The 22,461-nt window shown below is 47.5% G+C and carries 11 protein-coding genes; 7 read left to right on the forward strand and 4 right to left on the reverse strand.

All coding sequences use genetic code 11. The annotated features are described in order from the left end of the window. Nucleotides 1-106: 106 nt before the first annotated feature. Nucleotides 107-4,405: a formate dehydrogenase subunit alpha gene (fdhF, locus tag SHEWMR4_RS04285; RefSeq protein WP_011621620.1), complete on the reverse strand. Its 4,299-nt coding sequence runs from the start codon at nucleotides 4,403-4,405 to the stop codon at nucleotides 107-109. A 515-nt stretch (nucleotides 4,406-4,920) separates the two neighbouring features. Here fdhF and prfB point away from each other — a divergent pair. The 4 genes from prfB (at nucleotide 4,921) to SHEWMR4_RS04305 (ending at nucleotide 10,623) form a co-directional block, all read left to right on the forward strand. Further along, nucleotides 4,921-6,019 (forward strand): peptide chain release factor 2 gene (prfB, locus tag SHEWMR4_RS04290; protein WP_164925631.1). Its coding sequence is split into 2 segments (ribosomal slippage): nucleotides 4,921-4,995 and nucleotides 4,997-6,019, totalling 1,098 coding nucleotides; the frame shifts between segments, so codons are not numbered across the junction. Between the two features lie 29 nt (nucleotides 6,020-6,048). After that, entirely contained in the window at nucleotides 6,049-7,551 is a 1,503-nt protein-coding gene (lysS, locus tag SHEWMR4_RS04295; RefSeq protein WP_011621622.1) for a lysine--tRNA ligase, read from the forward strand. 363 nt (nucleotides 7,552-7,914) lie between these two features. Then, nucleotides 7,915-8,871, forward strand: coding sequence for a D-alanyl-D-alanine endopeptidase (gene pbpG, locus SHEWMR4_RS04300; RefSeq protein WP_011621623.1), 957 nt, complete (start codon nucleotides 7,915-7,917; stop codon nucleotides 8,869-8,871). 189 nt (nucleotides 8,872-9,060) lie between these two features. After that, nucleotides 9,061-10,623 (forward strand): rhomboid family intramembrane serine protease, encoded by a 1,563-nt coding sequence (locus SHEWMR4_RS04305; RefSeq protein WP_011621624.1) that lies wholly within the window; start codon nucleotides 9,061-9,063, stop codon nucleotides 10,621-10,623. A 92-nt stretch (nucleotides 10,624-10,715) separates the two neighbouring features. On the opposite strand, the gene SHEWMR4_RS04310 is transcribed toward SHEWMR4_RS04305, so the two are convergent. From SHEWMR4_RS04310 to SHEWMR4_RS04320, 3 genes are all read right to left on the reverse strand, one after another. Further along, nucleotides 10,716-13,025, reverse strand: coding sequence for a toxin-antitoxin system YwqK family antitoxin (locus SHEWMR4_RS04310; protein ID WP_011621625.1), 2,310 nt, complete (start codon nucleotides 13,023-13,025; stop codon nucleotides 10,716-10,718). Between the two features lie 160 nt (nucleotides 13,026-13,185). Beyond that, nucleotides 13,186-14,919, reverse strand: a complete 1,734-nt coding sequence (locus SHEWMR4_RS04315) for a toxin-antitoxin system YwqK family antitoxin (protein ID WP_011621626.1) — start codon at nucleotides 14,917-14,919, stop codon at nucleotides 13,186-13,188. A 9-nt stretch (nucleotides 14,920-14,928) separates the two neighbouring features. Further along, nucleotides 14,929-17,217, reverse strand: coding sequence for a hypothetical protein (locus tag SHEWMR4_RS04320; RefSeq protein WP_011621627.1), 2,289 nt, complete (start codon nucleotides 17,215-17,217; stop codon nucleotides 14,929-14,931). A 271-nt stretch (nucleotides 17,218-17,488) separates the two neighbouring features. Between SHEWMR4_RS04320 and SHEWMR4_RS04325 the strand changes: the two genes are divergently transcribed. The 3 genes from SHEWMR4_RS04325 to SHEWMR4_RS04340 all read left to right on the forward strand — a co-directional run bounded on the left by SHEWMR4_RS04325 (nucleotide 17,489) and on the right by SHEWMR4_RS04340 (nucleotide 22,457). Next, nucleotides 17,489-18,451 carry a dienelactone hydrolase family protein gene (locus tag SHEWMR4_RS04325; RefSeq protein WP_011621628.1) on the forward strand — a complete coding sequence of 321 codons (963 nt, stop codon included), beginning with the start codon at nucleotides 17,489-17,491 and terminating at the stop codon, nucleotides 18,449-18,451. 650 nt (nucleotides 18,452-19,101) lie between these two features. Continuing rightward, nucleotides 19,102-20,937, forward strand: coding sequence for a putative Ig domain-containing protein (locus SHEWMR4_RS04335; RefSeq protein ID WP_011621629.1), 1,836 nt, complete (start codon nucleotides 19,102-19,104; stop codon nucleotides 20,935-20,937). 989 nt (nucleotides 20,938-21,926) lie between these two features. Next, the gene (locus SHEWMR4_RS04340) at nucleotides 21,927-22,457 is read left to right on the forward strand and encodes a HEPN domain-containing protein (RefSeq protein ID WP_011621630.1); all 531 of its coding nucleotides are present in this window, start codon (nucleotides 21,927-21,929) and stop codon (nucleotides 22,455-22,457) included. The last annotated feature ends 4 nt before the right edge of the window (nucleotides 22,458-22,461 follow it).

The raw sequence follows: 22,461 nt of genomic DNA on the forward strand, positions 1-22,461 counted from the left end.
TCGGCTAATTAAACAAGTTAATTAAGTTAGCGAATAAAGACGGGAGACAGTGTCTCCCGTTTTTTATGTTTATCTTTGGGCTTAATTTTATGCTTGCAATGAAGCCTTAGGCTGGTTCACTCACGCTTGTTGTCACCTTTTCAGCCCTGACCGCGCAGACCTTATATTCGGGAATATAAGCCACAGGATCTAAGGCATTGATCGTGAGCTTATTCGCTGCGGCCTCCACAAAATGGAACGGCAGGAACAGCACGCCCGCTTGGGCGCGTTTAGTCACAAAGGCATCGATTTCAATCTCTCCGCGGCGGGTGGTAAGGCGAAGTTTATCGCCGTTATGGATCCCCAGTTGCTCCGCATCATAGACAGAAATCATCACCTTAGGCGCGCCGAGTAGATCCAGCCCTGGTGTTTTACGGGTGAGTGTGCCCGTGTGGAATTGCTCCAATAGCCGCCCCGTCGATAGCGTCAGCGGATACTCGTTGCAGGGCATCTCTGCAGGCAGGCGATAACTAACGGGGGTAAATAAGCCTAAGCCTCGAGTGAATTGGCTTTGGTGCATAATCGGCGTCCCGGGATGGGTTTCATCTGGACAGGGCCATTGAATCCCTTGAGAGATTTGACCTTCGGCATTGGCACTTAATCTGTCCCAGCGAATACCGCGATACTGCGGAGTAAGTTCGTTGATCTCGCACCAAATGGCTTCTTCGTTGGCATAATCCCAGTTAGCGCCCATGGCATTAGCGACGGCCTGCACTATCTGCCAATCGGGTAAGGCTTCACCCGGTGAGGCGAGCGCTTGCTCGAGTCGCTGCACCCGACGCTCGGTATTGGTAAAGTGACCGCGTTTTTCCACGAATGCGGCGGCGGGCAAGACCACATGGGCAAGCTCGGCCGTCTCGGTTAAAAAGATATCCTGCACCACCAAAAACTCGACTTTGCTCAAGGCATTAAGTACATGGGCTTGGTCGGGGTCGCTGAGCACGGGATTCTCACCCATCACATACAAGGCTTTAATGTTGCCCTTGGCAATATCATGCATCATATGGGTTGCGGTGACGCCAATCTCCTCCGATAACGGCGTTTGCCAGTGGTCTTCAAAGCGCATTCTGGCATGAATATCCGTGACCTTTTGGTAACCGGTAAAATAGTTGGGTAGCGCGCCCATGTCGCAGGCACCTTGGACATTACTCTGGCCGCGAAGTGGGTTAATCCCCGCGCCTGACACACCAATATTGCCGCAAAGTAGCTGCAAATTAGAGATAGCCGTGACGTTATCGTGCCCAGTCGTATGCTGAGTGATACCCATGGCGTAATAAACCGCGGTCTTTTGCGCCGTGCCTATGGTGCGCGCGAGGCGGGCAATGTCTTCGGCTTTTACGCCCGTGATGAGTGCTGCGTTTTCGAGGGAGTAATCCTCCTTGGATAACTCCGCATAGAGGGCCACAATGCCTTCGGTACGCTCGGCGATATAGTCTTTATCCTGCCAATCGTTACGAATAATTTCTGCCATAATGGCGTTGAGCAGCATCACATCCGTCCCCGGTCTGTGGGCGACATACAGCTCGGCCTTTTCGGCAATGCCAACCCGCTTCGGATCGGCAACCAGCAAACGCGCGCCGTGCTGCATCACTGCCTGTTGAATTTTAGAGGCGATAATCGGATGGGCGCAGGTGGTGTCTGAGCCTAAGATAAAGATGACGTCCGAGTCCTTGATGCTCGGAATATCATTGGTCATGGCACCGCTACCAATACTCTGCTGCAAACCCGTTACCGTCGATGAGTGGCATAGGCGGGCGCAGTGATCAATATTGTTGGTGCCAAGAACACTGCGAACAAACTTTTGCAGCACAAAGTTATCTTCGTTGGTGGCCTTGGCCGAGGCGAGACTGGCGAGAGCATTGCTGCCATCTTTTTGTTTTATCTCGGTTAAGCGTTTTGCCACATAGGCAATGGCTTCGGGCCAACTACTCGGTTGCAGCTCACCGTTTTTACGTATTAGTGGCGTAGTGAGACGTTTGTCGCTGTGAATAAAATCGAAGCCAAAACGTCCCTTAACACACAGCATGCCTTGGTTAACGACCGAGTCCTTATTGCCTTCGATATGACGAATGCGATTGGCGTTGGAGTCGATTTTAAGGTCGAGGCGACAGCCAACGCCGCAGTAAGTACAAATCGTCGAGGCAGTTTTTAATTCTGTGCTATCGCCTTGGCGTTTATCTCGGGCATCGACCAGTGCGCCCGTCGGACAAACCTGTACACAGTTACCACATTGCACACAGAGGCTATCGGCCATGCTCGCACTAAAGCCGACTCTCGGCGCGCGGCGCTCCATGTGTTGAGTCATTTCCTGCGGCAGCGCCTGATAGGAATCTTGGCTAAATTGAATCGCGCAGTGGCCACTCTGCTGTTGACACACATCGACGCATTTACCGCAGCTAATACAGCGATTAGCATCGAATTGAATAAAGGGTGCGCTCTTATCAACACTGAAATGCCGTGCATTTTCAGTGGCTAAGCTTTTGGCCTCGACACCATAATCCGTGGCGTAATCCCTAAGCTTACAGTCAGTATTGGCCTGACAGGCGCACTCGAGACAGCGCGCCGCCTCTTGCATGGCGGCATCTGCGGGAAAACCTAACTCGACTTCACTGTAATTCAGTAGCCGTTGCAGCGCCGTGAGTTCGGGCATCTTCAAGCGGGGCTGACGCGGCGTATGGGGATAATGCGTTGACCCTGCTTTTGAGCTTGTTTCGGTTTGCTTAAGAGCGTTTGGAATGAGGGCGCTTGGTATGGTTTTGACCGAGTTAAACTCATGGGCATGTAAATCGCAGCTAAGGCCGATTTTTAGCATCTTATCAATAGCGATTGCCGCTTTACGGCCATCGCCAATGGCGGCTACGGCGGTGGCAGGACCTCTGCGGGCATCGCCCATCACAAACAGTTTTTCTACACCCGATGACATGGTTTGCTCGCAGCCTATCAGGGTGTTCCAGCGGCTCAGCGCCAGCTCGCCATGGCTGAGTTGCCCCATAGGATCTTGCATAAAACTCAGATCTGGCGCTTGGGATACGGCGGCGATAACGGTATCGAAGGCCTCGGTAAAGGTTTCCCCCGTGTCCACGGGCGCGCGTCTGCCCGAGGCATCGGCTTCGCCGAGTGCCATTTTGCTGAAGGTGACAGCTTCTACCTGTCCATTGGCATCGCTATGATTTTCAATGGGATTGGTTAAGAAATGGAATTTGACGCCTTCAACTTCGGCCTCATGTACTTCGTAGGCTTCGGCGGGCATTTCGGCGCGGGTACGGCGGTAGATTAAGGTGACATCGCAGCCTTCGCGCACGGCGGTGCGGGCGCAGTCGATGGCGGTGTTGCCACCACCAATCACGGCGACTTTTTTGCCCAACTTCAATTGTTTGTCGAGGCAATGTTCCTTAAGAAAACCCACCCCCAGGTAACAGCCCGCAAGTTCTGAGCCTTTGTAGTTCATCGGCACCGCCTTTTGGGCGCCGATGGCAAGGCACACCGCATCGAAATCGGCGACCAGTTGGGCTAAATGAATTTCATGGCCGAGGCGAGTATCCGTATGAATGGTTAACCCATTGCGGCATAGCAGCTCTATTTCTTTATCGAGAATTGCCTTGGGTAAACGGTATTCGGGGATCCCGTAGCGCAGCCAGCCGCCCGCCTTGGGCATGGCTTCAAAAATCTCAACACTATGCCCTTGGTTTGACAGGTAATAACCGGCACTTAAGCCTGCGGGGCCCGCGCCAATAATGGCAATTTTTTTGCCCGTATCTGCGAGGCGTGGTGGTTGATAACTGCCACCTTGTTCATCGTCGGCCAAGTCTAAATCGGCGGCGTGGCGCTTGAGTTGACGAATAGCAATGGGGTCATCGACGAGGCCGCGGCGGCATTCAGTCTCGCAAAACGCGGGGCAGACTCGGCCAATCGACAGCGGCAGCGGCAGGGTATCTTTAATGACTTTAATGGCTTGGCTATGGTCGCCTTGGGCAATGTGGTACAGGTAACTTTGCACATCGACACCCGCGGGGCAGGCCTGTTGGCAAGGCGCCTCACAATCGGCAAAGTGGTCACTTAAAATTGTGCTCAATGCAGCTTGGCGCTGTTTGGTTAAATATGCCGATTGGGTGATGACCTTCATGCCCGCTTCGGCGGGCGTTTCACAGGCTTTAACGCAGCGCAGGCTGGCATCGGTATTTTCGATTTGCACTAAGCAGAGGTTGCAGTCCTGTTTATCGGCATGGGGAGCCGCGCCCAATTGCCGTGTGGCGTCTGTTGGATCGCACAGACTCGGAATTGCTATGCCAGCCTTACTGGCTGCCCGAAGTAGGTTATCGTTCGGCTCGGCCGTGACTATCTGATTATCGATTCGAAGTTCTATCATCCCATGGCCTTTTATATTTGTAGGGTGCTTGCTGCATGGCAGGCTTAAGGTGGCGTTGAGTATAACTAGAGCGCTTTAGAAGACGCTTATGGGCGAGGGATGTTTGACGCTAAATTGCTGTGGTCATCACAAACCCGTGTCAGACTGTGCGCTGGAGAGGCTTTGTTGGTGAAATGCTGTGATTATCTCGGCATTTTATACGTGTTTTATCTGTATCTAGCTTAATCCTATGTAGTTTTTAGTGATTATCACTGTTTAGTAAACTCAATTTTTAACTGAATTGGGGCGTCAGGCTGGTAATTTCATGTAAGATCACAGTCTTAACTGGGCTTTGTCTGTTAATCTGCCGGCACTAACGGTACTTTTTATGCTGATAAAATCGCAGTGAAACGCCATCACGCCCTAGGTTTACAAGCGTTGTTAGGTTAAAATGCGCGGTTGCAATTACCGTTAAGCGCCGCCGTCTTTGATGGAAAATCCATTGAAACGGCACAAATAAGCGAAGTTGAAAATTCATGTTTGAAGTTAATCCAGTAAAATTCAAAATTAAGGAGCTTGCCGAGCGTACGCAGCTTCTTAGGGGGTATCTTTGACTACGATGCTAAGCATGAGCGTCTAGAAGAAGTCAGCCGTGAACTTGAAAGTTCTGAGGTGTGGAACGAGCCAGAACGTGCTCAAGCCCTAGGTAAAGAGCGCGCCAGCCTCGAAGCCGTCGTAAAAACTATCGATGATATGGACTCAGGTCTAGAAGACGTTGAAGGTCTGCTAGAGCTTGCCATCGAAGAAGAAGACGAAGACACCTTCAATGAAACCACCAAAGAGCTGGATTATTTAGAGAGCCGTTTGGCCGAACTCGAATTCCGCCGTATGTTCTCTGGTCCACAGGACGCCTCAAACTGTTACTTAGACATTCAGTCGGGCAGTGGTGGTACCGAGGCGCAAGACTGGGCCAACATGGTACTGCGTATGTATCTGCGTTGGGGCGAAGCCCACGGATTCAGCCCTGAGCTGATGGAAGTGACCGACGGTGACGTGGCCGGCATTAAGGGCGCGACCATTAAATTTACCGGTGAGTATGCCTTCGGTTGGTTACGTACCGAAACTGGCGTGCACCGTTTAGTGCGTAAATCGCCATTCGACTCATCGGGTCGTCGCCATACCTCTTTCTGCTCGGTATTCGTTTACCCAGAGATTGATGACGATATCACCATCGATATCAATCCTGCTGACTTACGTATCGACGTATACCGCGCCTCGGGTGCGGGTGGTCAGCACGTTAACCGAACCGAATCTGCGGTACGTATTACCCACTTACCGACTAACACGGTAGTGCAGTGCCAGAACGACCGTTCACAGCACAAGAACAAAGATTCGGCGATGAAACAGTTAAAAGCCAAACTGTTCGAATTAGAAATGCATAAGCAAAATGCGGAAAAACAAGCCGCCGAAGATGCCAAATCTGACATCGGTTGGGGCAGCCAGATCCGTTCTTATGTATTGGATGATTCCCGTATTAAAGACTTACGCACTAGCGTGGAGACGCGCAATACCCAAGCGGTACTCGATGGCGATCTGGACAAGTTTATCGAAGCCAGTTTGAAATCAGGGCTGTAATTAATTCAAAGGTATAGACGAGAAATAAGATGACTGAACAAGTACAAGATGAAAACAAACTGATTGCCGAGCGTCGTGCCAAGCTAGAAAGCATTCGCCCGAACTGCAGCGCTAATGCTCACCCTAATACTTTCCGTCGCACCCACAAAGCGGCTGAGTTGCAGGAAAAATACGGTCAAAACACTAAGGAAGAACTCGAAGCCTTAGGTTTTAAAACCAGCATCGCTGGCCGTATCATGGCAAAACGTGGCCCATTCCTGGTGATCCAAGACGTGTCTGGTCGTATCCAAGCTTACGCTGAAAAGGGCGTTCAAGCGGATCTGAAAGACCGTTACCAAGGTTTGGATATCGGTGACATCATCGGCGTAACGGGTCAGTTGCACTTGTCTGGTAAAGGCGATCTGTACGTGAACATGGAAGAGTATCAACTGCTGACTAAAGCACTGCGTCCTCTGCCAGAAAAATTCCACGGCCTGACCGACCAAGAAACTCGTTACCGCCAACGTTATGTGGACTTAATCGTTAACGAAGAATCTCGTCAAGCCTTCGTCATGCGTTCAAAAGTGGTTGCTGCTATCCGTAACTTCATGATCAAAAAAGAGTTCATGGAAGTTGAAACCCCAATGATGCACGTGATCCCAGGCGGCGCTTCAGCCCGTCCATTTATCACTCACCACAATGCGCTGGACATGCCAATGTACCTGCGTATCGCGCCAGAGTTATACCTCAAGCGTTTAGTGGTCGGTGGTTTTGAGCGTGTGTTCGAAATCAACCGTAACTTCCGTAACGAAGGTCTGTCGCCACGCCATAACCCAGAATTCACTATGATGGAATTCTATATGGCCTATGCAGACTACAAAGATCTGATGGACTTAACCGAAGAACTGTTAAGCTCAATCGCGATTGAACTGTTAGGTAGCGCGCAAATGCCATATGGCGAGCACACTGTTGATTTCGGTGGCCCATATGCCCGTTTAAGCATGTTAGAAGCGATTCAGAAATACAATCCTGACAACGCGACTATCCAAGCCATGACCTACGAGCAAGTGAAAGATCTTGAATTCATGCGTGAACTGGCGATCAGCCTAGGCATCAAGATCGAGAAGTTCTGGACCTGTGGTCAGCTATTAGAAGAAATCTTCGGTGAAACTGCTGAATGGCAGCTAATGCAACCGACTTTCATCACTGGCTACCCAGCGGATATTTCGCCACTGGCACGTCGTAACGATGACAATCACTTCATCACCGACCGTTTTGAATTCTTCATCGGTGGCCGTGAAGTGGCTAACGGTTTCAGCGAGTTAAACGATGCTGAAGATCAAGATAGCCGCTTTAAGGCGCAGGTTGATGCGAAAGACGCAGGTGACGATGAAGCCATGTTCTACGATGCAGACTACATCACTGCACTGGAACACGGTTTACCACCAACAGCGGGTCAAGGTATCGGTATCGACCGTTTAGTGATGCTATTCACTAACACTCATACTATCCGTGACGTGATCCTGTTCCCAGCGATGCGCCCACAGGCCTAAGTCTGTTAGGTGTTGATTCAACACCAAGAGCATGAGCGAGTAATAAAAAACCAGCCTAATGGCTGGTTTTTTTATGGCAGAGATATTTTTACTTGCAAAGCTTTTGAATCATTTCACTATAAAAAATCAATTTTATAGGTTTAGTCACTAATGATGGTTGTGTTAATGGATCGCACTGCTTAGTTATTCATTTATGCTAAGGTTTTACGCTGTTATTTTGCATTCATTTTTTAGTGTAAAAAGTGCTGATATTACTGATAAAAGTCGATGGGGATTCTATTCCTTTTTCCACAGACCTCTTATACTTAGCTTCAACCATGTGCGTAGCACATTCGACTTATTTAACGACTCAGTGAAATCTACATGAAGATCCCTTCTCTGCTTGGTAGTTTTATCTTGGTATGCAGCAGTTTAACTGTTGCCGCGACAGCGCATTCTGCCGATTCGGCCTCTGTCACTACAAAAAGCACCGCCACGGCGAAAAAAGCCCCTGCAAAACAGCAGGAAGTGGCCGCCAATAGTGCGCTGGTGGTGGATCTAAAAACCAACGAAATTCTCTATTCCAGTAATCCCGATGCCGTAAGGCCTATTGCCTCTGTGACTAAGCTGATGACCGCCATGGTGACCTTAGATGCTAAGTTGCCTATGGATGAAAAGCTTGCCATCAATATCAATGACACTAAGGAAATGCGCGGTGTCTACTCTCGAGTGCGTATCGGCAGTGAAATTAGCCGTAAAGATATGTTATTGCTGACATTAATGTCATCAGAAAACCGTGCTGCAGCGAGTCTTGCCCACCATTATCCCGGTGGTCATAAGGCCTTTATTAAGGCGATGAACGCTAAGGCAAAAGCCCTAGGTATGAAGAATACTCGTTATGTGGAGCCGACTGGGCTGTCAGAGAAAAACGTTTCGAGTGCCCGCGATCTGGTGGTGTTACTCAAGGCCAGCGAAGGCTATCCCATGTTAGGTCAGTTAAGCTCGACCGAAAAGAAAACCGTCACCTTTGGCAAACCTAAGTACAGCCTCGACTTTAGAAACACTAACCGTTTGGTTTACAAAGATAACTGGAACATTCACCTCACTAAAACTGGCTTTACCAATGAAGCAGGCCATTGTTTAGTGATGCGTACCGAAATGGCTAAACGCCAAGTGGCCTTTGTGGTGCTCGATGCCTATGGTAAATACACCCATATGGCGGATGCTAACCGTTTACGTAACTGGTTAGAAACAGGAAAAGTGACTCCTATCCCTGCCGAAGCTAAGCAGTATAAAAAGCAGCGCAGCCAACAGCAGTTTGCCAAAGTCAGCGAGACCTAAGCAGACATTAATTGCTTATCCATTCAACAAAAAGGCCAGAATCGTTCTGGCCTTTTTGTTGTCATTTTTCTAGCACTTTTGTTGTAGAGGATTGATTGGCTTCACTAAAATTCAAGCAATCGTCCTGCTAAAGATGCGTTGCGTGGCGATACGCCGTATCATTGGCGGGATTTTTCTCTCAAGGATGATATGCGTGTGGCGTTAATCTTAAAAAAACTCCAGTTGATCTATGTGCCCTTTATACTGCTCTGCCTGCTATTTGTCTCAGGTTACAGCTTGCTCCATTGGTTGTTGATTATCGAGTTCCAACTACTGAGCATTGACGAATCGATTATCAATTTTTGGTTGCCGCTGATATTGCCTTGGCCCTTACTGTTTTTCTACTTAAGACCTCGGCTCAAGTTATTCCGCTTTACCAAGAGTAATAGCCGTTTTATCTATTTTGTGATTGCCGTGCTGTTGCTGGCCGTGCCCACTATCGTGGCGCAGGAATACCTTAATAGCGCAACGGGCAAGTTGACTCAACTCGAGTCCATCAATGCACTATTGCATCAGCCGCAGACCAAGTATTACCAATTAAATCAGTTTTATATCGACAAAAAACATATAGGGGTGCAGCGCAATATTGAGCCCATAGGCAAGGGCAACAGTGAGCTGCGCATGAGCCTGTATATTGCGATGCCAATTTTCGCTAAACGTAACGAGAGTTGGCGGGTCGGTGCTAAGGCCTTGGCATGGTATGGCAAAGTTTATGAGAAAACGATCAGTAATCGACTCGAACAGAAAGAGAAAGAAGCGCTATTTCAAGAGTTTATTCATCATAGCCAGCAAGAGTTTAATGCCTTAAACCCTGATGACTTTATCTATCTTGACCGTATCGGCCCGTCAAGCCGCTACACTCAGTTACTCACCGCAGCCCAAAAAAGCTCAGTCTACTTCGAGGGTTATCGAACCGTCTTGATGCCAGTGAATCAACCCTTCGAGGCGCGTAATGGTCATAAACTGGCGTGGATTATCGCTTGGCTAAGTTTTGGGGCCATTCTGTGGTTGTTGATGAGTCTGATGTTAAAGCTGGATGAGACGCAGGCGTCTAAGGCGGCACAGCTAAGCCTAGAAAAACCTAAGGCGGAGCTCTATGGTTTTTTAGCCGAGTTTAGGCCTCGGCAGGGCTTTGTTATCACGCCTATCTTGCTCTATATCAACAGCTTGATATTTGTATTAATGGCCTTTGCCAGTCAACACTTTATCGCTTTTCCAAACAGCGTGTTACTCGATTGGGGGGCAAACCTTCGTCAGTTGGTGCTTGAGCAACAAGTCTGGCGTTTACTCAGTAATGTGTTTTTGCATGGCGGCCTGATGCATTTGGTTTTTAATTTATATGGGCTGTTTTTTGCGGGGATGTTTTTGGAGCCGTTGCTGGGTAAATGGCGTTTACTCGGGGTCTATTTATGTTGTGGCTTAGTGGCGAGCCTGGCCAGCATAGGCTGGTATGAGGCGACAATCAGCATCGGGGCATCGGGAGCCATCATGGGGCTATTTGGCGTGTTGATTATCTGGATATGGTTGGGCTTGTTGCCCTTGGCGGACAATATGCCACTCGCCCTCAATCTGGCCCTATTCGTCTCTGCCAGTCTTGTTATGGGGCTCTTTGGCGGCGTGGACAATGCCGCGCACCTTGGCGGTTTAGGTTGTGGATTATTGCTTGGGAGCTTATTACGGCCAACGCGAAAGGCGGCCATACAGCATAAATAACAGCCTAAGGTGATTGCTGAAGCTGACCGTAAATAGGCAGCTTCAGCAATCTTTAAACACTGAGGGTTGAATCGAAACGGTAGGGTAAGCTATTAGAAATGCTCGGTATTAATCAACTTACCGAGCTGATCGTAGTGGCTCCAATCCCCCGCTTGGCGGTCGGCGATATAGCTGCCTTCACTGCGTTTTTCGCCACTGGGCCAAAATTGCTGCCATAAGCCTTCCCTGCGATCCTTAAGATAAGTGCCTTGTTCGGCGAGTTTGCCATTGGTGTGGTAATAGCTGGCATCGCCTTCCTTCTGACCCTTTAACCAAGTTTCAATTAGTTTAGGTTTACCATTTTGGTGGTATTCCCTGCGCTCGCCGTCGAGTTCGCCTTTAGTGTATTGGGCTTCGAGTTTGAGCTGGCCATTGCTGTAATACTCTTTGCTGCTGCCATGCTGTTGGTTATCTAAAAACTCGCTGCTGGCGGCTAAAATGCCATCCTCATACCAGCTTTCCCACAGTCCCGTTTGCTGACCTTTATCCATAGTACCGCTCAGTTTGAGCTGGCCATTATTAGGATAATATTCGGCATAGGTGCCCGTTTTATCATTGTTATCATAGGTTTCTAAACGATAAACCACTTGCTTAAAGCTGTAGTACTCGCTTGTGCCGTTACGCTTATTATCCTTCCAATGGGTTTTCTGGCTGATATTGCCCTCGGGGATCGCGCCGTAGGTTGGATCTTTGGCTTCGTAGCGGTAATCAATCCAGAGACTGGTTTTTTGATTATCCTCATATTGGCCAGTGACGCGGCGTCGACCTTGGTAATACTCGGCATAATCGCCATTGAGTTTGCCGTTAACAAAGGTCTGTTCTTTTTGTTTTTGTCCCTGCTGATATTGGATCCACAGTCCCTCTTTAACGCCGTTTTGATAATCCCCTTCCTCATTGAGATCGCCATTGTAGTACCAACGGCTAAAGTGGCCATCGAGGGGATAGCTATTGCTGTTATCCGCTTTCGTGCGGGCGTAGTGGGCGAGTTCTCTTGGCTTGCCATTGTCGTAAAAGGATTCGTATTTACCGACCCAGGCGCCTTCGATGCGCTCACCGCGTTCATTCACCGAGCCATCCTCATAGTAGGATTCTGAGCGGCCAGTGAGTTTGCCATCGACATATACATCTAAGCTGCGTAGTTGGCCATTAGTGTGGTAACGACGGAATTCTCCGTCTCTTTGACCTAGCTTCCACACCTCTGCGGTTTGCAGTTTACCGCCGTTATAGCGTTCAAATAATCCATCTTTTAAGCCCATGTTGTAGCTGCTTTTTTCGATAAGATGACCGTCCGCATCATAACGCTCAGATGGGCCATGCAAGGGGTATTGACCATTATCGGCCAGTTGCGAGTCCTGATAGGTTCGCAGCTCTTTCAGTTGGCCGTTGGAATGGAAATACTTTTGCGTGCCAGCGAGCATATCCTGCTTGTAATTCAAATCGCTGGTGAGTACACCCTCAAGGTTGAAGTATTGCTGACGTCCCTCTAGTACATCGTTGAGGTATTGCTCCTCCACTTGGAGTTTGCCCAGTTCATTGAATTGTTGGCATTTACCGTGGCGAAGCCCGGCTTGATAGTGGCACAGGCTTGCCAGTTCGCCACTGGGATAAAAGGTGCGTTCTTCACCCTCGAGTTTATCGAGATTAAATTGGCTGGCACTGGCCTTAGTACCATCGTCGAAAAAGGTTTCCCATAAAGCTTGGCGGCGGCCGTTGGCATCGAAGCGGCCACTTACAACGACTTGGCCCTCGGCATTTTGCTCGAGATAGGGGCCAGAGAGTTGGTTATTGGCGTAGGTTTGGCTTTGGGAGAGGGTGCCATTTTCATAAAAGCTTTCCCATTTACCGTGGCGAAGGTTATCGAGGTAGCTTTCCTGCGCCTGTAATTTGCCACTCGGGAAGAATCGTTTTACTTGGGACTTTTGGCCATTTTTATAGAGGGTGCTTTGGGTAACATTGCCCGTGGCGTTAAATTCCTTCCATTCGCCAACGGGGACTCCCTTGGTAAATTGCTGCTCCTCGGTCATGGCGCCATCTAAGTCGAACAGTCGCCAGGTGCCATCTTGGTAACCGAGTTGATAGTTACCTTCGACAATTCTGCTGTTATTACTATGAAAAACCTGCCATTTCCCATTCGGTATCCCCTGCGAAAATTGCCCTAAGGTATAACCTTGGTTATCGCGAACGATGGCGATATCACCATTTAAGGGCATGCCCGTGGCGAGATTGTAATAGCTGGGAATACCGTCCTGCTGGCGAATTTCGACCATCATGGAGGAGAGGTTTTGCGCCGCCTGTGCATGGGCGCCGACTAGGCTGATCCCGGCAATGGCGAGGCTAATAAAGCGAAATGGCGAGTTGTACATGCTGATCCCTTGCTGTGGATCTTAGGGCCGCGCAATGGGCGGCCAGTATAAGAATCCTAACGTTTACACTATGTTGATGCTGTGCACTTTGGCCGAGTGCACGGCGAGTTAGTTTACGCGATTGGCGTTAAGCTAAACAGCTTAACGCCACATGCTTTCGTCAATAAAAAGGAAACACGCTATCTTCAACGGGTAAGACGGGCGGCGGTGTTTCCTGATTTAAAAACTGGCCGTGATTGTAATGATTAATCACCTGTATCGAGCCATTATTCTCAAACTGGTATTGCTTACCATGCAAGTTACCTTGGTCGTCATAGTTAGCAATTTCAAGCACATAATCCTCGACTGTACGCAGTTCCCAGTGGCCGACTTGCTTACCCTTGTCGAAGCGACCATGCCAAGAGCGTCTTTCTGGATTCGGCCTTGGGCGATATTGGAATTCGTTATCGGTGAATACCCAATCGCCTTGGCGCAGTTCATTAAGGTATTCGCCTTTTTCATACACTTGGCCATTACTGGCGTAACGCTGGACTAAACTATCGGGTTTGCCATGTTTAAAGTGCATGGATTCAAGCAACTGCCCTGAGTTGGTCTTGTTGAGGTATTCACCGTGGAGCTGGCCATTATCATCGTGGCTATAGGTGATGGTGGCGTCGTCCTGATATTTCTTCCAAGTGCCTGCTTGTTTATCCTTGGCATACTGACCTTGCTCTACCAGCTGACTTTTGCCCGTGGCAGGCTCAATTTTCACCGTCTCATAGGCGCCTTCACGCTTACCCGCCTGATAATATTCACGGGTGAGGGTGATGACATCGTTGTAGTCGAAGGATTTGATTTGTAAGCCATTCAATTGCTTATTGAGTAGTTCCTGACGCTCTATTAACAAGCCTTGTTTGAAGGTTTCAGAGAGCGACCCGTTTTTGAGTTTGTCCTCTTCTTGAGTCTCAATCAATTGACCGTCGCGATAGCGCTGCTGTTTGCGATAAACCCAGCGATTACCTTGGTATTTGCTGTCGGCGGTGCGTTTAATCTCACCCTTATCATCGTATTCGATGGACTGGATGACATCGCCCTTATCGTTGGTGACTTCCTTTAATTTGAGCTGACCATTTTCAAAATAAGTGAGCTGCTCACCGACCTTATAATTCTGTTGATACTGGAAGTGGTGCTCCACCTTGCCATTGTCAAAATAGCTAAAATAGTCGCCGTGTTTTTTATCTTTAAACCACTCTTGGGTCGAGATGACTTGCCCATTTAGCCCCCAAGTGGTCTCTGTGCCTTGCAGTAGCCCATCAACCTTATGTTCCTCTCGGTTGAGTTTACCTAGATTAAAATATTGGCTGACGCAGGTGGGGTCATGGCAGATTTTGGCGGTGACTTCACCTTCGGGACTAAAATTTTCGCTGATGCCGACGGCTTGGCCATCTTTATAGGTGGTTTTGTTGCGGATATTGCCGCCATTCCAATAACCCGTTTCTTGGCCTTGTTTTACACCATTTTCATAGTGCGACTCTGTATATAACTGACCTGTGGCAATGTACTTTTTGATGACTCCATCGAGCTGACCTTGCGCGTTACGAAAGCCCTGTTCGTAGGGGGTTCCATCGTCGAAGTGACATTGATAAGGCCCGCGAAATTGCTCGCTAGTGAGTGCCTTACCAATATTTTTATCGGCGATGGCCGTTGAGCAGAAAAGCCTATTCTTTTCTTTGTAGTAAACCTCGATCTTGTAGTAACCATCAGTCTGATCAACGGGTTGCTCAAAATAGTACAGAGCTTTTTTCTCATCCTTGATGACATTCCAATTGGCATCGAGTAATACCTTTTCCGCATTGGCATGGGTACTGATGAGGGCGAGCGCTCCTAGGAGCAGTTTTACAGTAAATGGACGCATAACCGCTCCTTAAGGCAAAGGTTTAAAGGTGAATTCATAGGGAATATCGACGGCTTCTTGGGAGATAGTCATATAACTCACCTTAGCGGCGGCGCCTGTGACACTTAAATAGCGGCCATCTAACAGCACCTCATCAATCCTATACTCTGTCTCTTCGGGCAAACGAATCGTTAATGGCTTGCCTTGAGCATTCTCGACTCTGATGTAATTGGGTAAATCTTTACTCGGCTCCTTGCCATACCCCGTATCGGTCAGCCAGGTTTGCAAATCGATTAACCAAGGGCGCTCGGTGATAGATTGCGGCAAGTTTTGCCAGTGGATATCGCCTTTGCAATGGATAGTGCCTTGAATGCGCTTATCGTAGAAGTACTGGCGCACGCGGTCGGGTGTCATCAAATGGTAAGCCGCGCCTTCGGGCCCATTGGGCACAAACTGCCAAGCCACAGTCTGTGTGCCTTCATTAAAGCCTTGTGCTATTTCGGGCTTACAGGCCGTCGCTAACGCGGCGGACATGGGGATATACAAGTTGTGGCCATTTTCAGTTGCCGTTTTTATATCCTTCACCGCACTGATTTCAGGCTTTGCCTCTGCCAATTTATCCGAGAAGGAGTCACCTATGCTGACGCTGCCAAACTCGCTCAGGGGGTTGGCAAGATTTTGGTTGTACTCGGCTTCGGGAACAAAACGGATCTGCTTGCTTTGGCTGAGCTCAGGTTGGGGTTGACTCGTTACTAGCACTAGGCTTTTTGGGATTTCGTCTAACTTAAGCAGCAGTGCCTTGGTGGTCAGCGGATGACTATCATTGGCACTGGTCAATTCCGTTAGCAGTTCTTTATCGGTCAGGGTGAGCCACTTAGGATATTCTGATTCGGGGCTGGCATAGGCCATTTTGCCTGTTAACTGCTGAAGACCGAGGTGGATCTTGTGGCTGTCGCTCTGCTTGATGACTACTTTAAATAGCTTAGCGTTGGCATCTAGGGGCTGAATCGTGAGGCTGGCATCGCCAAAGGTATAGGGCGTAGCGAGCAGTTCGTCCCAGGATTTATCGATGATGCTATTCGCCTCGGGAACTAAGGTGAGCTTAGCGTTGATATAACTTATCCGCTTGAGTTTATCGGCGGTGTTATCCCACCCCGTGGCGATAATGTTGGTCGACGACTCAATGTTGCGGCTGAAATTGACCGCCGCCCCCGTGCTGTGTTGCCAGAAGTCGAGATCTAACGCTTTTCCGCTCTCATCAAAGGCGGTGATGTCCTCATAGCGCATATTGCCGACCACATATTGCGGACTCATGGCATGCACAAAGCGCAGTTGGATCTCCTCGGGAGTATCGCTGCCCCAGTCGCCAATATTATCAATAATCCCTTGGTGATCAGCTAATAAGGATTGGATAAATGCCTTGTCGATAGGCTTGTATTCCCGCGGCACATCGCTGATGGGATAAAGCTCTTTTTGCTTATCATCTATATCCCGCTCGGCATCGTAGTTGTCATCGGCATACCAAAGCAGGCTCATCACATCGGGGCGATCCTTAGGTGCCATAATGATGCGCTGGACAAAGGTTTTCCCCCGCTGTTCATCCTGTTTAAACAGCGCCATGCTCTCTAACCAACCGGTTTTACGGTTAAGCTCGAACTTGCCGTAGACCTTAAGATGACTGTTTTCGCCCTGTTGCTGTTTAGTCTGCAACACGGCCAGCAAGCTATCGTCGCTCACTTGCTCAACCGTCCAGATTAACCGCTCATCCATGGGGGCGCTGGTGCTATAACCTACGCGGGGCTCAAGCTGCACGGGCAGGGTAGGCGATTGCTCAAGTAGGGATTTAAGGCTCGTCCAGCGGTTAAACAGCTCGGCGATATCCTTTTCTTCTATCTGGGTAACCGGGGTAAGCCGATTGTTGTCACCATTTTTCAGCTCGAGATTAAAGCCCGCTTGAATGATGGAGGTGAGTTCTTTGCCACTGTTTTTCGGATCGATATTACTGATCGGAATAGGCAGGCCGTGATCGCTTAATTGCATCAGGCTCGGCTGAACGAAGAAGTGGGCATTATTGGTTAAGGGTGTAGTTAAGCTAGTCGCTTTACCCTGAGCATCCTGCAACTGGTAATTCAGTAGCACGCGCCCCTGCATGTGCTTTTGGGTTTCGATACCATCATTGATGCTGAGGGTCGAAATCACCTGATATTCGCGTGCGGTGGGGATGCCCCCCGATTTATTGGAGCCAGCGCTATCGCACGCCGTTAATCCCAAGGTGAGCGTGAGACTGGTACAAATTACCCTGCATATCCCTATAGCCATTTGAACTCCATTGGCAACTTATGTTGTTGAAATGTAAATCTATTAATCTAAAAATTGGCGACATTATACACAAAAAATCCCTTAGGGAATAAAAAGCTCATGCCAATCTGGGGGCAAGATCAGTCGTAAGTTTGCATGATGAATAGTGGTATAAGGTGAGAAAGCCGATTGCCCTGATAAGGCTTCATCCTTTACTCTTGTTAACGCCGCTAGATAACTCACAAGCTAGGAATGATAAACCTGTGGTAGCTTGTTCAATGGAGAAAGAACGATGAGCCCACAACCCAAGTCCGACAATAACGCGCCAGCTGCTCAACCTATCCCGCAGGAGGCCTTTGATTGGTACGATGAATATGCCCACGGCATCATCGACCGCCGCGAGTTTATGGCTCGCCTCGCCGGCCTTGTGGCACTGGGGTTTACCATGACAACGCTCACTGGCGCACTCATGCCCAACTATGCCTTAGCCGAACAAGTCTCCTTTAACGATCCCAGCATTCAAGCCAGTTATGTGAAGTTTCCCTCCCCCGAAGGGTATGGAGAAGGGCGCGGCTATTTAGTGATGCCAGCTTCCATGCTTATTCCCGGCAAAGAGGCGGGCGATCCTAAGACCTTGGACCCCACTAAAAAAGCCGCCGTGGTGTTAGTGGTGCATGAAAACCGTGGCCTGAATCCCTATATCGAAGATGTGGCCCGCCGCTTAGCGGCCAAAGGCTATATCGCCTTCGCTCCCGATGCGCTTTACAGTCTCGGCGGCTATCCCGGTAATGACGATGCGGGCCGCGCCATGCAAGCCAGTCTCGACAGAGCCAAAATCGAGCAGGACTTTATCGCCGCCGCGCGCTTTCTCAAGGCGCATCCACAGAGTAATGGCAAACTCGGCGCCGTCGGTTTCTGCTTTGGTGGCTACATAGTCAATATGCTCGCCGCCAGCATTCCCGATGAACTCGCTGCTGGCGTGCCTTTTTATGGCACACCCGCGGCAACAGAGCTACGCAGCCGAGTCACTGGCCCGCTGATGTTGCAATTTGCCGCGTTAGATCAACGGATTAACGACACTTGGGCCGAGTACGAAACCCAATTAAAGGCTAACAAGGCCGAGTATATTGCCTACCTCTATCCCAATGTGAATCATGGTTTCCATAACGATTCCACCGCACGCTACGATGAGCCAACCGCCGAGCTCGCATGGGCAAGAACCTTGGATTTCTTTGGGAAGTACCTACAAGGTTAGGGGTTGCCGAATTGCAAAAGGGAATTTTGGGATGCGGCCTAATGGCCGAGAAAGTCGTCGGGTTTCACCCTACACTCGATGATATTGCTGTTAACTGTTAATTGCGGCCTTACGGCCGAGGTGAATCAAAGTCGTGGGGCTTCACCCCACACCCGACCAAGGAGGACTGCTCGTCCTATCCTCCTTGGATGCTCCAAGACGCCCTAGCGAAGTTACATGCATTGGTTAGTGGCTTCGTGCTTATTCGAAAATCACTAATGCTTCCGATGGGGCGTCCCTTCCCCCCGAAAGCTACGCAGACGTCCTGTCTGCGTTACGCGATTTCCTTCAACGCCCTTCAGCAACTTCGCAGGGGAGGTGAACTCCTTTGGCTTTGGAGTTGTATGCATATTTTTAAAAGCAAAATATCAACATTAGTCATCACTTAACTAATTAATTTGTAATGTGAAAGTGGTAGACAGATATTAAACAGAACGTTATCTTAGGTTTTTAACAAGGATGAAACTTAATCGTGACCTCGGTTCAGTTCACTTGCATCAGGAAGATGTATCATGTTCTTAACTTAGATACTTAAAATTCTCCTGCGACCTGTTACTTATGATTTATGTTGTTCAACTAGTAATTATACTGATGTTAGGAGAGGTATCTGTATGTATAGAAGTGTATTAGTTATTTTATCTATTATTTCAGTATCAGCTATAGCGGTTGAAAGTCCTTATTCAATTGATAAGACGTATGAAAATAACCTGCCTAAATCATCCTTAAAGGTGGCTTTCTCTGAAGCTAACAACGAAATATTAATATCTGGTACTGCTAGTGATGAGTTTTCTGCTGATAAAAGAATTTATTTATGGAAGTATAATGTTGATAATAATGGGGTGGATTATATTAGCTCTGCCAGTTTTGGTATAGCATCAGATCTCGTTGGTTATATTAATGTGGAACCTATAGGTGAATATAATAAAAACTATTACGCTTTATCTGAGTCAAATTATGATGGAGCTAGAAAATTAGTTAGATTTACTCTTGAAGGCAATGAGTTATCATTGTCTCAAGAAGTAGAATTTTCATCTAGTTCAGGTCAGTACGGTTCATATGTAGAACAGATTGAATTTGTAAATAATAATACCATTGTTGCTTTGCATCCAAATCATGATGATACTCTGAGTGGAAAAGTCAGTTACGATTACAGTGTTTGTAATTTAAGTGGAAATGGTGAGATAGATTCTTGCGAGCGAAAAAAAATCTTAGCTGATAAATCACTCATATCAAATAGTACCTACAAGTTATATCGATTAGAGGGTCGTGATGAAATTATCTTCTATCCAGAAAGGGTCGGGATTAATGAAACGAAGGTAGAGCCTAAGTTGTATGTCCTTAAATGGCAATCTGATATTAATGATTTTGTGGTTTTTCAAGAAATAGTTATCCCTGAAAGAGTTGACTCGACTAAATTTAGTGGTGTTAAAACCATATATACAATTAATGATGGGAAAGAGCTTATAGTAGGTAGTGATATGCTTCTGCATTATCAATACTCACCAGATGATAATAAATTTGTTCTGTCAAAAATGAAGAATAGTGTTAGTTATCCCAAAGAAGCTATTTATTTAAAGAGTGAAAATTATTTTATTGAACGCTCTGGAAGAAATTCTTATGTGTTTGATGATGAAGAAAAGTATTTTTATAAGTCTTCCCAGGTGTATGCTATTGCAGATGGTTGGTTTCAGCTCACTGATGACAAGAAAGGTTTTTTCGTTAACTTAATGTCACCTAATATTACAACGTTTACCCTCTCTAACCCTAACCCTCTTATATATAAAGGTGGTTTACCTAAAGGCTCTATTCCAGCTGTTCAAGATGTTCCTTTGGCGATAAATATTAAGAAGCATTTTCTAAATGGAAACAACCTTGTGGTTACCGGTTTTCAAACTGAATATTTACATGAAAGATTGATTTGGGATGGTGAATATATTCGTGGGACTTTTACTAATGAAGATATGTTTGCCTCAAAAAATTTAATTGATCCAACACCAGCCAGTCCCATTCAAGTGAGAGTGAATATTCCTCCATTATCTACAGAGATCTTTTATATTACACCGACTAACGTTAACGATGCTCCTATGTTAACTGCGGAGATTGGTATTCAGTATCTTGAAAAGGATCAACAGTATTACGGTGTGCTTTCAGGAATTGTCGTCGATCCTGATAGAGAGGCTGTGACTTATACATATAAGAATGTACCTAATGGATTAATAGCTAGTGAGGATGGAATATTCCACGGTGCAGTTAAGACTAAAGGTCAATACTTGATGACGGTCACCGCAACAGACCCTTCAGGTGCAGAGTTGACGTTTGATGTGACATTTATCGTTAATGATACTGGTGAACCTGAAAAATCATCCGAAGGCGGTGGTGGGATTATGGATTTCACATTGTTGATGCTATTGATTACGTTGTTTTTTAGGCGTTTAAAGCATAATTAAATACTTAACAATTGAAGTTGATGCTTTGTGACTTGATGAATTATGGGGTGATTACGGCCTAGCGGTCGAGATGTATCAAGGTCGTGGGGCTTCCCCCTGATTTTTAAACAAGAGTCGACCAAGGAGGACTGCTCGTCCTATCCTCCTTGGATGCTCCAAGACGCCCCTAGCGAAGTTACATGCATTGGTTAGTGGCTTCGTGCTTATTCGAAAATCACTAACGCTTCCGATGGGGCGACCCTTCCCCCCGAAAGCTACGCAGACGTCCTGTCTGCGTCACGTGATTTCCTTCAACGCCCTTCAGCAACTTCGCAGGGGAGGTGAACTCCTTTGGCTTTGGAGTTGTATGCATATTTTTAAAAGCAAAATACCAAGATTAGTCATTACTTAACTAATTAATTTGTAATGTGAAAGTGGTAGACAGATATTAAACAGAACGTTATCTTAGGTTTTTAACAAGGATGAAACTTAATCGTGACCTCGGTTCAGTTCATTTGCATCAGGAAGATGTATCTTTATTTCGCTAGAAACGCCTCCTGAACAATCCAGCCCTTACCATGATTGGCTAATGACCGTTAGCCAAGTGCGGTAGCCATGGGAAAACTTTTGTTTTTGCGGCCTGTCGGCCGATAAAAGTTTAAGGTCGTGGGGCTTCACCCCTGATTTTTAAACAAGAGCCGACCAAGGAGGACTGCTCGTCCTATCCTCCTTGGATGCTCCAAGACGCCCCTAGCGAAGTTACATGCATTTAGTTAGTGGCCTAGCGCTTATTCGAAATCGCTAACGCTTCCGATGGGGCGTCCTCTTGATGTTAAACAGAGAGTCCGAAAGCTAACTCGGTATCCATGCCTAGCTCACGCGATTTCCTTCAACGCCCTTCAGCAACTTCGCAGGGTATTGGCGTAACTCTTGGTATTAGTGTTTATTTAAAAAACTTTATTAAAATTCATATTGTTACTTGTATGACTACTATTTAGCTAAGGAATAAAATGTCTGTTGCTCTAAATACATTTAAGCGTGCAATCAATGATGCAAGAGCTTTGATCGAATGCTACGACGAACTAAATGTAAAACAGGAATCACAAGCATTAGGTGCATTAAAAAGAGCCGCTTTGATCATGACTATGACCGCTTGGGAAACCTATGTAGAAGATGTTGCTACAGAACTTTTCAACAACAAGTTTGGAGCATTAAAAGGGTGCCAAATTGGAAACTTTATGGAGCAGCAGTTTTCTACCCGCTTGAAAATGTTTCATAACCCTGACTCCGCTAAAACTAAGCAAATTTTTGAAGAGTTTTTTGGGATTGATGTTACAGAGCATTGGAAATGGTCGAATTATATCCCTAAACAAGCCAGAGAAACCCTTAATTCTTGGCTAAAAAAGCGTGGAGATGCGGTTCATCGTGCACAGGTCGAAATAGGAACCCCTCAGATTATTAAGCGCGATGAAGTGGATAAGTGTATTCGATTTATTACCGAGTTAGTAACTGCTACAGATAAAGCATTGGGCTCAGTTTAGTTAG

Origin of the sequence: Shewanella sp. MR-4 (assembly GCF_000014685.1) — a bacterium.
GTDB lineage: Bacteria > Pseudomonadota > Gammaproteobacteria > Enterobacterales > Shewanellaceae > Shewanella.

Excerpts from the sequence above, each read along its gene's own strand:
- SHEWMR4_RS04325 (WP_011621628.1), top strand. The coding sequence starts at position 17,489 with ATGAGCCCACAACCCAAGTCCGACAATAACGCGCCAGCTGCTCAACCT.
- lysS (WP_011621622.1), top strand. The coding sequence starts at position 6,049 with ATGACTGAACAAGTACAAGATGAAAACAAACTGATTGCCGAGCGTCGT.
- SHEWMR4_RS04320 (WP_011621627.1), bottom strand. The coding sequence starts at position 17,217 with ATGGCTATAGGGATATGCAGGGTAATTTGTACCAGTCTCACGCTCACC.
- SHEWMR4_RS04315 (WP_011621626.1), bottom strand. The coding sequence starts at position 14,919 with ATGCGTCCATTTACTGTAAAACTGCTCCTAGGAGCGCTCGCCCTCATC.
- fdhF (WP_011621620.1), bottom strand. The coding sequence starts at position 4,405 with ATGATAGAACTTCGAATCGATAATCAGATAGTCACGGCCGAGCCGAAC.
- SHEWMR4_RS04340 (WP_011621630.1), top strand. The coding sequence starts at position 21,927 with ATGTCTGTTGCTCTAAATACATTTAAGCGTGCAATCAATGATGCAAGA.
- SHEWMR4_RS04305 (WP_011621624.1), top strand. The coding sequence starts at position 9,061 with ATGCGTGTGGCGTTAATCTTAAAAAAACTCCAGTTGATCTATGTGCCC.
- SHEWMR4_RS04335 (WP_011621629.1), top strand. The coding sequence starts at position 19,102 with ATGTATAGAAGTGTATTAGTTATTTTATCTATTATTTCAGTATCAGCT.
- SHEWMR4_RS04310 (WP_011621625.1), bottom strand. The coding sequence starts at position 13,025 with ATGTACAACTCGCCATTTCGCTTTATTAGCCTCGCCATTGCCGGGATC.
- pbpG (WP_011621623.1), top strand. The coding sequence starts at position 7,915 with ATGAAGATCCCTTCTCTGCTTGGTAGTTTTATCTTGGTATGCAGCAGT.